Source organism: Mycobacterium genavense ATCC 51234 (assembly GCF_000526915.1).
Classification (GTDB): Bacteria; Actinomycetota; Actinomycetes; order Mycobacteriales; family Mycobacteriaceae; genus Mycobacterium; species Mycobacterium genavense.
In genome coordinates, this window is record NZ_JAGZ01000013.1 from 18,248 (window position 1) to 30,783 (window position 12,536).

The 12,536-nt window shown below is 69.1% G+C and carries 9 protein-coding genes and 2 pseudogenes; 8 read left to right on the forward strand and 3 right to left on the reverse strand.

Translation table 11 applies throughout. The features are described from left to right. Positions 1–15: 15 nt before the first annotated feature. The 4 genes from T428_RS0121395 (at position 16) to T428_RS0121410 (ending at position 3,596) form a co-directional block, all read left to right on the forward strand. A complete protein-coding gene (locus T428_RS0121395) occupies positions 16–1,683 on the forward strand; it encodes a bifunctional uroporphyrinogen-III C-methyltransferase/uroporphyrinogen-III synthase (RefSeq protein WP_036468633.1) in 1,668 nt (555 codons plus the stop codon). Between the two features lie 83 nt (positions 1,684–1,766). After that, positions 1,767–2,747, forward strand: coding sequence for a porphobilinogen synthase (gene hemB / locus T428_RS0121400; RefSeq protein ID WP_084298831.1), 981 nt, complete (start codon positions 1,767–1,769; stop codon positions 2,745–2,747). Between the two features lie 40 nt (positions 2,748–2,787). Further along, on the forward strand, positions 2,788–3,339 hold the full coding sequence (locus T428_RS0121405) for a hypothetical protein (RefSeq protein ID WP_025738078.1): 552 nt from the start codon (positions 2,788–2,790) through the stop codon (positions 3,337–3,339). Beyond that, positions 3,339–3,596: a hypothetical protein gene (locus T428_RS0121410; protein WP_425412067.1), complete on the forward strand. Its 258-nt coding sequence runs from the start codon at positions 3,339–3,341 to the stop codon at positions 3,594–3,596. The genes T428_RS0121405 and T428_RS0121410 overlap by 1 nt, the downstream gene beginning before the upstream one ends. On the opposite strand, the gene T428_RS0121415 is transcribed toward T428_RS0121410, so the two are convergent. Then, positions 3,580–4,011 (reverse strand): STAS domain-containing protein, encoded by a 432-nt coding sequence (locus tag T428_RS0121415; protein ID WP_025738080.1) that lies wholly within the window; start codon positions 4,009–4,011, stop codon positions 3,580–3,582. The genes T428_RS0121410 and T428_RS0121415 overlap by 17 nt on opposite strands. 304 nt (positions 4,012–4,315) lie before the next feature. Between T428_RS0121415 and T428_RS0121420 the strand changes: the two genes are divergently transcribed. After that, positions 4,316–5,554 carry an acyltransferase family protein gene (locus T428_RS0121420; RefSeq protein ID WP_025738081.1) on the forward strand — a complete coding sequence of 413 codons (1,239 nt, stop codon included), beginning with the start codon at positions 4,316–4,318 and terminating at the stop codon, positions 5,552–5,554. Between the two features lie 219 nt (positions 5,555–5,773). Beyond that, positions 5,774–6,469: an Rv0518 family GDSL lipase gene (locus T428_RS0121425; RefSeq protein ID WP_025738082.1), complete on the forward strand. Its 696-nt coding sequence runs from the start codon at positions 5,774–5,776 to the stop codon at positions 6,467–6,469. A gap of 272 nt (positions 6,470–6,741) precedes the next feature. On the opposite strand, the pseudogene T428_RS30065 reads toward T428_RS0121425, so the two are convergent. Together T428_RS30065 and T428_RS0121440 are read right to left on the reverse strand one after the other, a co-directional pair. After that, positions 6,742–8,903, reverse strand: a pseudogene (locus T428_RS30065) (acyltransferase family protein). Positions 8,904–8,923: 20 nt separating this feature from the next. Next, a complete protein-coding gene (locus tag T428_RS0121440) occupies positions 8,924–9,799 on the reverse strand; it encodes an alpha/beta hydrolase (protein ID WP_025738083.1) in 876 nt (291 codons plus the stop codon). A gap of 209 nt (positions 9,800–10,008) precedes the next feature. Between T428_RS0121440 and T428_RS0121445 the strand changes: the two genes are divergently transcribed. Together T428_RS0121445 and T428_RS30070 are read left to right on the forward strand one after the other, a co-directional pair. Further along, on the forward strand, positions 10,009–11,154 hold the full coding sequence (locus tag T428_RS0121445) for an LLM class flavin-dependent oxidoreductase (RefSeq protein WP_025738084.1): 1,146 nt from the start codon (positions 10,009–10,011) through the stop codon (positions 11,152–11,154). Between the two features lie 2 nt (positions 11,155–11,156). Further along, positions 11,157–12,478, forward strand: a pseudogene (locus T428_RS30070) (MFS transporter). Positions 12,479–12,536: the final 58 nt, after the last annotated feature.

Consider the following 12,536-nt stretch of genomic DNA (forward strand, 5'->3'; position numbering starts at 1 on the left):
GACTTGGGAGCGACAATGACGACGCGAGGGCGCAAGCCGAGACCGGGCCGCATCACGTTCGTGGGTTCCGGCCCGGGTGATCCGGGACTGTTGACCACGCGGGCGGCCACCGTGCTGGCCAATGCGGCCCTGGTGTTCACCGATCCCGACGTACCCGAACCGGTGCTGGCACTGATCGGCAAGGACCTGCCGCCCGTCTCGGGCCCGGCGCCCGCCGAACCGGCGCCCGCGACGACCGACGGCTCACCCGACGCGGATCAGCCGCCGGCGGCCACGGTGCTGTCCGGCGGGGCCGACATCCGTCCGGCGCTGGGTGAGCCCGCCGAGGTCGCCAAGACGCTGACCGCGGAGGCCCGCACGGGCGTCGACGTGGTGCGGCTGGTGTCCGGTGACCCGCTGACGCTCGACGCGGTGATCAGCGAGGTGAACGCCGTCGCGCGCACCCACCTGCCCGTGGAGATCGTGCCGGGGCTGTCGCCGACGAGCGCGGTGCCGACCTACGCGGGCCTGCCGCTGGGCTCCTCGCACACGCTGGCCGACGTGCGCGACCCGCAGGTGGATTGGGAAGCCTTGGCGGCGGCCCCCGGACCGCTGATCCTGCAGGCCACCCCGACGCATCTGGCCGCCGCGGCCCGCGCGCTGATCGAGCACGAGCTGGCCGACACCACGCCGTGCGTGGTCACCGCCCAGGGCACCACCTGTCAGCAGCGCTCGGTGGAGACCACGCTGAACGGGTTGACGGACGCGGCGGTGGTGGCCGGAGCCGGCGACCCCGCGGGCCCGCTGACCGGGCCGCTGGTGGTCACCATCGGCAAGACGGTGCACAGGCGGTCGAAACTGAACTGGTGGGAGAGCCGGGCGCTGTACGGCTGGACGGTGTTGGTGCCGCGCACCAAGGACCAGGCCGGGGAGATGAGCGAGCGGCTGACGTCCTACGGCGCGCTGCCGGTCGAGGTGCCGACCATCGCGGTCGAGCCGCCGCGCAGCCCCGCCCAGATGGAGCGGGCCGTCAAGGGATTGGTCGACGGCCGATTCCAGTGGGTGGTGTTCACCTCCACCAACGCGGTGCGCGCGGTGTGGGAGAAGTTCGGGGAGTTTGGGCTGGACGCCCGCGCCTTCTCCGGCGTGAAGATCGCCTGCGTCGGCGAATCGACGGCCGACCGGGTCCGGGCCTTCGGGATCAGTCCCGAGCTGGTGCCGGCCGGGGAGCAGTCCTCGCTGGGTCTGCTGGACGACTTTCCCGAGTACGACAGCATTTTCGATCCGGTCAACCGGGTGTTGCTGCCGCGTGCCGACATCGCCACCGAGACGCTGGCCGAGGGCCTGCGCGAACGTGGTTGGGAGATCGAGGATGTCACCGCGTACCGGACGGTTCGGGCGGCACCGCCGCCGGCTGCCACCCGCGAGATGATCAAGACGGGCCGCTTCGACGCGGTGTGCTTCACCTCCAGCTCGACGGTGCGCAACTTGGTCGGCATCGCCGGTAAACCCCACGCGCGCACCATCATTGCCTGCATCGGTCCCAAGACGGCCGAGACCGCCGCCGAGTTCGGCCTGCGGGTCGACGTGCAGCCCGAGACCGCTGCCGTCGGGCCTCTGGTCGACGCGCTGGCCGAGCATGCCGCGCGGTTGCGCGCCGAGGGCGCGCTGCCGCCGCCGCGTAAGAAGAGCCGCAGGCGCTAGCTCGTGGCGATCGCAAGCGCGGCGCAGCCGGGCGCAGTCCCCCGCAAGCGGGAGGTGCCCCCAGGTCGCCACGGGAGCCCGTGATGGCCTACCCGCGGCAGCGCCCGCGCCGGCTTCGTTCCACCCCGGCGTTGCGTCGCCTGGTGGCGCAAACATCTTTGGAGCCAAGGCATTTGGTGCTGCCGATGTTCGTCGCCGACGGGATCGACGAACCGCGGCCGATCCCGTTCATGCCCGACGTCGTGCAGCACACCCGCGAGTCGCTGCGCCGCGCGGCCGCCGACGCGGTGGCAGCCGGAGTGGGCGGGCTGATGCTGTTCGGCGTGCCGCTCGACGAGGACAAGGACGCGACCGGCTCGGCCGGTACCGACCCCGAGGGCATCCTCAACCTCGCGCTGTGCGACCTGGCCAAGGATCTCGGTGAGGCCACGGTGTTGATGGCCGACACCTGCCTCGACGAGTTCACCGACCACGGTCACTGCGGGGTGCTGGACGCCCGGGGTCGGGTCGACAATGACGCCACCCTGCGGCGGTACGTGAAATTGGCTGTGGCGCAAGCAGAATCGGGCGCCCATGTGGTGGGTCCGAGCGGGATGATGGACGGGCAGGTCGGCGCGATTCGTGACGGCCTGGACGCCGCGGGCTACACCGACGTGGTGATCCTGGCCTACGCCGCGAAGTTCGCGTCGGCGTTCTACGGACCGTTCCGGGAGGCGGTGAGCTCCAGCCTGTCCGGCGACCGTCGCACCTACCAACAAGAACCCGGCAACGCCAGAGAAGCGCTGCGCGAGATCGAATTGGACATCGACGAGGGCGCCGACATCATCATGGTCAAGCCCGCGATGAGCTACCTCGACGTGGTGGCCGCCGCGGCGGAGGTTTCGCCGGTGCCGGTTTCCGGCTATCAGGTGTCGGGAGAGTACGCGATGATTTGCGCTGCGGCGGCGAACAATTGGATCGACCGGCGCGCCGCCGCGCTCGAATCGCTGATCAGCGTTCGGCGCGCCGGTGCCGATTTCGTGCTGACCTATTTTGCCGCGGAGGCGGCGGGTTGGCTTTCCTAGCGGCCGCATCGGCGGTAGACAATCAGGGGATCAGGCTCCGATGACCACAGCGAGAGATGGCGACCCCAAGCCGTTGTTCTACGAGCCCGGCGCCAGCTGGCTGTGGGTGCTGAGCGGTCGGGCCGCGGCGGTGTCGATGATCCTGATCGAAATGTGGAGTGGCGCAGCGATTTCGTTGTGGGTCCCGGCGACCTTTCTGGTGATGGTGTCGGCGTTCGTGGCGCTGCAGGTGAAGGCCGCGCGGATCCACGTCTCGGTCGAATTGACCCAGGACGCCCTGCGTCAGGGCACCGAGACCATCCTGGTGCGCGAGATCGTCAAGGTCTTTCCGGAGGCGGAGAATCCGGTGAAATCCGTTCGGCCGCTGGCGAAGTGGCAGGAGGCGCGCGCGATGGGTGAGTTGGTCGGGGTGCCGCGCGGCCGGACGGGGATCGGGCTGAAGCTCACCGAGGGCCGCACCGCACAGGCCTGGGCGAAACGCCATCGTCATCTTCGGGATGCGTTGACGCCGCTGGTCCAGGAGCGGGTGGAGCCGGCCCGATCCGATGCCGCCGACCTCGATCACCACGACGACCCCGGATCCGAGCTGTGATGGCCCGCTTTCGCGCGCTGGCCGAACTTGTGCTGGCCTGCCTGGCACTGGCCGGTGTCGGGGTGAGCTGGTTGCACGCGCGGCACATCGTCAACGTCGCGCCGGTCATGGACGGGCAGCCGTCGACCACGGCCTTGGTGTACAACCCGCAGTGGCTGCTGCTGGCCATGCTGCTGGCGATGATCGCCGGGGTGCTGGCGGTTCTCGGGTCCGCGAGGCTGTGGCGCGTGCGCCGCGGCGTTACGCCGTCTTCCTGATCAGCGGCAGCGCCAGCCGGCGGCGGTAGACGACGGCGTCGGCCAGGTCGCAGAACGCCTCGGGCACCGAGTGCGCGATCGGGAACGCGGCATCGCCGTCACCGACGACCAACTGCTCGATCACGTCGGCGCCGGCGACCAGCGTCCACTGCATCCCGGCCCGGCGGCAGTCCTCGTCGAACGTGTGCAGCAGCGAGAAGCCGGCACCGGCGAAGTGGCTCACGGCGCTGATGTCGAGCACCAGCGGGTTGTCCCCGACGACGAACCGGCGCAAGCAGTCCCTGACCCGGTCGACGTTGACGGCGTCGATCTCGCCCCGGATCGTCAGCACGGTGGCGAGGTGGCGGCAGTGCGCGCGAACCTGGGCGCCACCGCAGTCGAGGCCGCCCTGTCGAGTGGTCATAGCGATAGTCATGAACGCCCCAATCCCCGTGCCGTTGCGCAGGCCGACACGCCGCCGACCGAACTAGCTCCAACGGTGCCCGCCAAACTTAAGGAGACCGACAGTTACGTCTAACTGTTTGCTAAAAAGGTGACGGCCCGGTGCGCGCGCAGGTATAAGCGCCGGGCACACCGTCGCCGTCACACGCTCCGGGCCGCCGCGCTGTTAAGCTGCTCTGGCTACCGGTTGCGAGTCGGGGGGCTTGGGATAGGGCGATATGCCCGGTCAGCCGCGTCAGCAGGCGAACGAACTACCACGTCTAGACGGAAAGAGCGTCGTGCGCAGCGGAGAGATCAAGGGCGAGATCAAGGCCTTGACGGGACTCCGGATCGTCGCCGCGGTGTGGGTGGTGCTGTTTCATTTTCGGCCGATGCTGAGCGACATCTCGCCCGATTTCCGCGAGAACCTGGCGCCGGTGCTCAACTGCGGCGCGCAAGGCGTCGACCTGTTCTTCATCCTCAGCGGGTTCGTGCTGACCTGGAACTACCTCGACCGGATGGGCCGGTCCTGGTCGACGCGCGAGACGCTGCACTTCCTGTGGCTGCGGCTGGCCCGGGTGTGGCCGGTGTACCTGGTCACGATGCACCTGGCCGCGCTGCTGGTCATTCTGTCGCTGCATGTCGGCCACGTGCGGCTGCCCGAGGCCAACGACCTGACCGCGGTCAGCTACATACGTCAGGTGCTGCTGGTGCAGCTGTGGTTCGAGCCGTTTTTCGACGGCACCAGCTGGGACGGGCCGGCCTGGTCGATCAGCGCCGAGTGGCTGGCCTACCTGCTGTTTGGCGTGCTCGCGCTGGTGATCTTCCGGATGAAGCTGGCCACCCGGGCGCGCACCCTGATGTGGCTGGCCGTCGCGGCCTCCCTCCCCCCGGTGGTGATTTTGTTGGCCAGCGGTCACTTCTACACGCCGTGGAGCTGGCTGCCGCGGATCGTGACGCAGTTCGCCGCGGGGGCGCTGGCGTGCGCCGCCGTGCGCCGGCTGCGGCTGACCGACCGCGGTCGCCACATCGCCGGATACGTGTCGCTGCTGCTGCTGGTCGCCGTGGTCGGCGTGCTGTATTGGTTCGACGCCCATTCGATCAGCGGGGTCGTAGAAAACGACAGCGGTGGCGTGGTCGACGTGCTGTTCGTCCCCCTGGTGATCACGCTGGCGGTCGGCCTGGGCAGCCTGCCCAGGCTGCTGTCCACCCGGGTGATGGTCTACGGCGGGCAGATCTCGTTCTGCCTGTACATGGTGCATGAGCTGGTGCACACGTCCTGGGGATGGGCGGTCGAGCAATTCGGCCTCACCCCGTGGCAGTCCGATTCGCCCTGGAAGTGGAACGTGCTGGGCCTTTTGGCGATCGCCCTGGCGCTGTCGAGTCTGCTGTATCACGTCGTGGAGGAGCCCGCCCGACGCTGGATGCGCAGGATGGTCGACGTTCGTCCCGCCGCGCAGCCCACCGAGTCCACCCCCGTCAAGGTGCACCAGATCGACGGCGGCCGGGAACCGGTCACCGAGCGCACGGCGTCCTGACCACCCGCGAATCATGCTGTGCCCCATGACCTCTCAGGCGTGGGTTCGACGACGGTAGCAGCGCCGCCCTGGTAGTTTGGGGCATGCTGATCGACTCGGTCCAGGATGAGACATGCGCAACAGCGCATTGACCGCCGGTTCGCATCGGCTATTCGTACCATTTCCGGAGGTCGGTGCAGTGAGAGGCCATGCCGCGCCCGGGGGGAGGTGGAGGTAGCAGTGAGTCGTCTGGCCGCGTTCGTCGTCAACCTCGCCCTGCTGGTCGGCCTGCTGTTGGAAGCCGTGGCACACCCGGCACGGGCGCGGCCCTACGAGGTGCTGACGCTGGATGGCCGGCTGACCCACATCGCGGTGGTCGGCGACTCGTATACGACCGGCACCGACGAGGGCGGCCTGGGGCCGAACGCGTGGACCGCCCTGACCTGGCAGACGCTCACCAAGCGCGGTCTGCAGATCGACGCCGATGTGGCGGCCGAAGGCAGAGCCGGCTACGCCGTGCCCGGTGACCACGGCAGCATCTTCGAGGACTTGACCGTCAGGTCGGTCAAAGCCGACGACGTGCTGGTGGTGTTTTTCGGCTCCCGCAACGACCAGGGCACCGACCCCGGCCTGCTGGCCGGCCGGGCCCGCGACACCTTCCAGATCGCGCGCATCCTGACACCGACCGCCAGATTCCTGGTGATCGGGCCACCCTGGCCGACCGCCGATGTGCCGCCGGACATCTTGCAGATTCGCGACATACTCAACTCCGAGGCCCGCGCCGCGGGGGCGGCATTCGTCGACCCGATTGGCGCCCACTGGTTCGTCGACAGGCCAGACCTGATCGGCCCAGATGGCGTGCACCCCAACGACGCCGGGCATCGGTACCTGGCCGACAAGATCGCACCGCTGATTCGCACGCAGCTATTCAGGTAGCGAAGCGCTCCGGCGTAGGGCCGGCTGCGCGTCAAAGTGCCAGCCGCGCAAGGCTTTTCAGCCAATCGTGGGCGATCAGTCTTCTGCGTGCCGCTCGTAGTCCCACTGCTCCAGGCGAGCTTGCAGCTGCATCACGCCAATTCCGACGACTGGCGTAGCAGCCGCGATGCAGACCAACAACAGCGGGGACATTTCAAACCTCCAAAACCCTTACATTCGTAACACGTTCGGTTTCGTGGTGGGGTTCATTCGCAAAGAAAGTCATCGCAACGTCATCCGTCCGTTATGGCTCCGTCTGCCAGTGAGCCCAGCACCGGTGCCAACAACTGCGCATATTCGGTTGTGACGTGGTTGCCGTCGCGGAACACCAGCGTGTTACCGACGATCACCGGGCAGCGTTCGGAGGTGCAGAACAGGTCGGTGAGGTCGGCATAGTGACCGCCGTTGCCGGTGGTCGCGGCGCGCTCGGCGGAGATCCCGCCGTCGTTGACCGCGACCGAACGGCTTGGCGCGCAGGCGGTGGCGTCGTCCAGATGCCCGGAGAGGCAGGTGGGCACCGACGATTGCGGATCCGGCGCGGGGCCGAGGACCAGGACCGTCGCGCCGCTGCGACGAAGTTGTGCGACGGTGCGGCCCAGCGTCTCGATCCATGCCGGGTCGTAGGACACGAAGCCGAAGTCGCCGCCGTAGCGCCGGCTCATGTCCAGCACCACCAGCCGCGGGTGCTCGGCCGCCACCCGGGCCAGGACCTGGGTGCGCCATTGTTCGCATTCGGTGTACTCGCGGCCCAGATACGGGTTGTCGATGGGCAGGTCCTGAATCAGGCAGGTCACCTTCGCCATCGTCTCCAGCCGCCAGTGTCGCTGCTCGGCCACCTGCTGGCAGGCCGGGTTCCACATCGCCGCGTGCGAGTCGCCGATCAGCGCGACCGTTGTCGCAGAGCCGATGTCGCCGGCCGCGCACTCGTTTTGCCCGATGTCGCGCCAGGACCGCACGCACCCGTTGACGAAGACGGCGGCCTTGTCCGCCGGCGCCTGGGCCAGCGGCGGGTCCAGGTTGGACGGCACCGCCCGCAGGCCCGCCGCCGCCGCCGCGACCGCGTCACGCACCTGCGCCAGGGCCGCCGCGACGGCCGCCTGCTGTGGACCGGCGGCGGGCAGCGCCATGATGGTGGGCTTCGCCGCGGCCGGGCCGTGGCCGACCGGAACCGGTATCACGGTCAGCAACAGCGCGCATGCGGATGCGGTGGCGGCGCTGGCGATCCCGGAGACGGCCAGGCTGGTCTTGGCCGACCGGCGCAGGCCGGCGGCGAACCGGCCGGGGTTCTCCACCAGATGGAACGTACTCACCGCGAGCCCGGCGGAGACGGCCGTCGCGGCCAGTCGGGCCGCCAGGCCGGCGGGATCGCCCAGCAGTCGCGGCATCAACAACAGCACCGGCCAATGCCACAGGTACCACGAGTACGACACCCGTCCGATCGCGCGCATCGACGGCCGGCACAGCAGCCGGCCGACCCCCAGGCTGCGGGTGACGCAGCCACCGCCGATCACCAGCGCGGTGCCCAGCACCGGCAGCAGCGCCGCCGTGCCGGGGTAGGGCGTGGCGGGGGCGAGCTGCGTGCAGGTCAGCACGATCAGCGCCAGGCCGCGCCCCACCCGGCGACCGCGGCGGGCAGCAGCGGCAGCCGGCGCCACTGCTCGATCGGCAGCGCGACCAGTCCGCCGACGGCCAGCTCCCAGGCGCGGGTGGGCAGCGAGTAGAACGCCCACGGCGGCGCGCTGCGCGTCCACAGCACGGCCGTCGTCAGCGAGGCCGCGGCGACCAGCGCCAGCACCGCCGCGTAGGGCGCCGCCCGCGCCACCGCGTCGCGCTTGATGCGTCCGACCATCCACGCGGTAGCGATGATCAACACCGGCCACACCAGATAGAACTGCTCCTCGACGCCGAGGGACCAGTAGTGCTGGAACGGCGAGGGCGCCTGCGCGTTCAGGTAGTCGGTGCCTTGTTGGGCGAACCGGTAGTTGCCGACGTACAGCGCGCTGGCGATGCCGTCGACGAACACGCTGCGTGCCTGCAACGGCGGCAGCACCGCGGCCGCCGCGACGGCGGTGACGACGGCGACCGTGGCCGCGGCCGGCAACAGCCGACGGGCCCGGGCTCCGTAAAAACGGCCCAGCGCAACGCTTTTCGTGGTGCTGACCTCGCGCCACAGCAGGCCGGTGATCAGGAAGCCGGAGACGACGAAGAAGACGTCCACGCCGATGAAGCCGCCGGCGGTCCCGGGGATGCCCGCGTGGTAGAGCACGACGGCGATTACCGCCACGGCCCGCAGGCCCTCGATGTCGGGGCGGAATCCGCGTCGCTGAATTTGTCGGGTGGGGCTATCGCCCGCTGATGAGGGCGGGCTGTACGCGGTTTCCTGCCGGACTGCCATGCCTCTTTCGGGATGCCTCGCTAGGTCGCCAGCCAGGAAAGCTCGCCGGGTAATTGCAAACGCCACCAGGTGATGTCGTGTCCGCCGACCGTGAAGCTTACCGCCGGTGGCGTGCTGAGCTGGCTAACGAATTGGCGTGTCGCCGGATAGAAACGGTCGAATGTCCCGCAGTCCACCCGCAGCGGAATCTGGGACAACACCGGCAGCCCCATCACGCTGTTCGTCCGCCAGTCCTCTTCGCTGTCAAACGCTTTGGGCGCGCAATCGGCGTACGAGGTGTACAGCGCCGGGCTGATGGCGCAGATCCCCGCGGTGCGCGCCGGCCCCAGCTTGGCGCCCAGGTGTAGCGCCCCGTACCCGCCCATGGACCAGCCCATGAAACCGACCCGGGAGGTATCCAGACCCATCGTGCCCAGCATCGGCAACAGCTCGTCGAGAACCATTGCGCCGGAGTCGCTGCCGTCGACCCGTTTGTGCCAATAGGAATCGGATCCGCCGTCGACACCCACGACGGCGATCGGCGACTTGCCCTCCTTGACCAACCGCGCCAGGGCGTCCGGCACGCCGCAATCCAGCATCATGTTCGCGTCGCCGTCCTTGCCGTGCAGCGCGATCACCGGGCGCAGCAGCCCGCTCTGCGAGGTCTGTCCGGGCGGCAGGGTGATCACCCAATTGGTCTTGACGCCGCCGCGCGCCTTGGAGATGAACGAACCCGTCAGCGTGGTGGGCAGGTTGCTGCTCGCGGTCGACGGTTCGAAGGGGGCGGGCAGTGGCGCCGCCTGCGGTTCGAGCGGGTCCAGCCAGGCGCTCAAAGCCCACGCGCCCGCGGCCGCAACGCTGGCACTGGCGCCCATTCGCAGCACCGCGCGGCGGTTCAGATCAGGCACGAGCGTCATAATGCCGCGCCCACTGGGCTTTTCCGACCCTGTCGCCGAGTTTGCAAGGGCATCGTGACGCGGCAGTCATCGAGTAGTGACGTGCGGCAGGCGACGTCGCGGCGGATTGAATGGCGGATTGAATCTGGCAGGTTTCAACCCTCGTGCGCGGCGCCGGGCTCCGCGACCCTGGAACTTTGGTGCGTGCCGTCGAAGCGGAAGAGGATTGGATGAGCCTGGCATTTCACTGGTTTTTGCCGACGTACGGGGATTCTCGCAATCTCGTCGCCGGTGGGCACGGCTCGTCGATGCACGGTGACCGGCCCGCGACTTTGCGTTATCTGCACCAGATTTGCGCCGCCGCCAAGGACAACGGATTCGAGGCCGTGCTCACCCCGACCGGATTGTGGTGTGAGGACGCCTGGTTGACGACGGCGATGCTGATCGAGCGCACCGAGACGTTGAAGTTCCTGGTCGCATTCCGCCCCGGGTTGCTCAGCCCCACCCTGGCCGCGCAGATGGCGGGCACCTTTCAGCGGCACTCGCAGGGACGGCTGCTGCTCAACGTCGTGACCGGCGGCGAACCGCACGAACAACAGGCCTACGGCGACTATCTGGACAAGCAGGCGCGCTACACGCGTACCGCCGAGTTCCTGGACGTGGTTCGCCGGCTGTGGACGTCGAAAGAACCGGTGAGCTTCGCCGGTGAACACATCCGCGTCGACGGCGCCCAACTGAACAACCCGCCCGACCCGATTCCCGCGGTGTTCTTCGGTGGCTCGTCGGGATCGGCCGGGCCCGTTGCCGCCAAGTACTCCGACGTCTACCTCACCTGGGGTGAACCGCTGACGGCCGTCGCCGAGAAATTGGACTGGATTCGCGGCCTGGCCGCCGAGGCCGGCCGGACCCTGCAGTTCGGGTTGCGCATCCACGTGATCAGCCGCCCGACCGCCGAGCAGGCCTGGGCCGAAGCCGACCGGCTGCTGGAGGCGATCGACCCGGCAGACATCGAGCGAGTACAGGCCAGCCTGGCCCGCAGCGAATCCGAGGGACAGCGCCGGATGCTGAAGTTGCACGGCGGCAACAGCAATCGGCTGCTGATCGCCCCCAACCTGTGGGCCGGTGTCGGCCTGGTGCGCGGCGGCGCGGGCACCGCACTGGTCGGGTCGCACGAAGAGGTCGCGCAGCGGCTGATCGAATACGCAGACCTGGGCATCGACCACTTCATCCTGTCGGGCTACCCGCACCTGGAAGAGGCGTACTGGTTCGGCGAGGGCGTGCTGCCCCTGCTGGAGAACCGTGGCGTGTGGAAACACCCCAACCGCAAGTCCCAGCCGGCCTCGTCGACGCCGTTCGCGGCAGCCTCGGCGCAATAGCCATGGCCACGACGCTGCCGGCCCCCGCCCCGGCGGACACCCTCGACGAATCCGACGGCGATCGCCGTCGGCGGCTGCGCACGGTCGTCGCGGCGAGTCTGCTCGGCACCACGGTCGAGTGGTACGACTTCTTCCTCTACGCCACCGCCGCCGGGTTGGTGTTCGGCAAGCTGTTCTATCCCAACGCCAGCTCGTTGGTGGGCACGCTGCTGGCGTTCGCGACGTTCGCCGTGGGCTTTGTCATGCGGCCGGTCGGTGGCCTGGTGTTCGGCCACATCGGGGACCGGATCGGCCGCAAGCGCAGCCTGGCGCTCACGATGCTGATCATGGTCTCGCGACGGCGCTGATCGGGGTGTTGCCGAGCGCCGCCGCGATCGGGGTGTGGGCGCCGATCCTGCTGCTGGTGCTGCGCGTGCTGCAGGGTTTCGCGCTCGGCGGGGAGTGGGGCGGCGCGGTGCTGCTGGCCGTCGAACACAGCCCCGGCGACCGGCGCGGCCGGTTCGGGGCGATTCCGCAAATCGGGCTGGCGCTGGGCACCGGCATCTTCGCGCTGCTGCAGGTCGAGTTGGGGTCGGCGGAGTTCCTCGCCTACGGCTGGCGCATCGCGTTCCTGTTGAGCCTGGTGCTGGTCGTGGTCGGGGTCTTGGTGCGGTGGCGGGTCGACGAGACACCGGCCTTTCAGGAACTGCGCAACCTCGAAGCGGCATCCACCGTGCCGATCCGCGAGATCTTCCGCGGCGCCCGCTCCAGGCGAAACACCTTGCTGGGCCTGCTGTCTCGCTGGGCCGAGGGCTCGGCGTTCAACACCTGGGGCGTGTTCGCGATCAGCTATGCCACCGGGGCGCTGGGCTTGCACAAGGTGCCCGTGCTGGTCGTGGTCACCATCGCCGCCCTGGTGATGGCGGTGCTGCTGCCCGTGTCGGGCGCGCTGACCGACGGGTACGGCGCCCGGCGGGTGTACCTGGCGGGGGTGGCGTGCTACGGGCTCGCGGCGTTCCCGGCGTTCGCCTTGTTCGGCACCATGAACCTGGTCCCGTTCGGGCCGGCGATGGTGGTCGTGTTCGGCGTCGTGCACGCACTGTTCTACGGTGCCCAGGGCACGCTGTTCTCGTCGCTGTATCCCACCCAGACCCGCTACACCGGTCTGTCGTTCGTCTACCAGTTCTCGGGCATCTACGCCTCCGGGGTGACGCCGATGATCCTGACGGCGCTGATCGCGGCGGCCGGCGGCGTGCCATGGCTGGCGTGCGGGTATTTGGTTGCGACGGCGGTGATTAGCGTGATCGCCACGGCGTTGATCCGGGATCGGGACCTGTACCTGTAAGCGCCTCGGACGCTGGGCAAGCAACTCCGGCTTGCCGCGCAGCAGGCCCTGGTGAACT

Excerpts from the sequence above, each read along its gene's own strand:
- T428_RS0121395 (WP_036468633.1), top strand. The coding sequence starts at position 16 with ATGACGACGCGAGGGCGCAAGCCGAGACCGGGCCGCATCACGTTCGTG.
- hemB (WP_084298831.1), top strand. The coding sequence starts at position 1,767 with ATGGCCTACCCGCGGCAGCGCCCGCGCCGGCTTCGTTCCACCCCGGCG.
- T428_RS0121405 (WP_025738078.1), top strand. The coding sequence starts at position 2,788 with ATGACCACAGCGAGAGATGGCGACCCCAAGCCGTTGTTCTACGAGCCC.
- T428_RS0121410 (WP_425412067.1), top strand. The coding sequence starts at position 3,339 with ATGGCCCGCTTTCGCGCGCTGGCCGAACTTGTGCTGGCCTGCCTGGCA.
- T428_RS0121415 (WP_025738080.1), bottom strand. The coding sequence starts at position 4,011 with ATGACTATCGCTATGACCACTCGACAGGGCGGCCTCGACTGCGGTGGC.
- T428_RS0121440 (WP_025738083.1), bottom strand. The coding sequence starts at position 9,799 with ATGACGCTCGTGCCTGATCTGAACCGCCGCGCGGTGCTGCGAATGGGC.
- T428_RS0121445 (WP_025738084.1), top strand. The coding sequence starts at position 10,009 with ATGAGCCTGGCATTTCACTGGTTTTTGCCGACGTACGGGGATTCTCGC.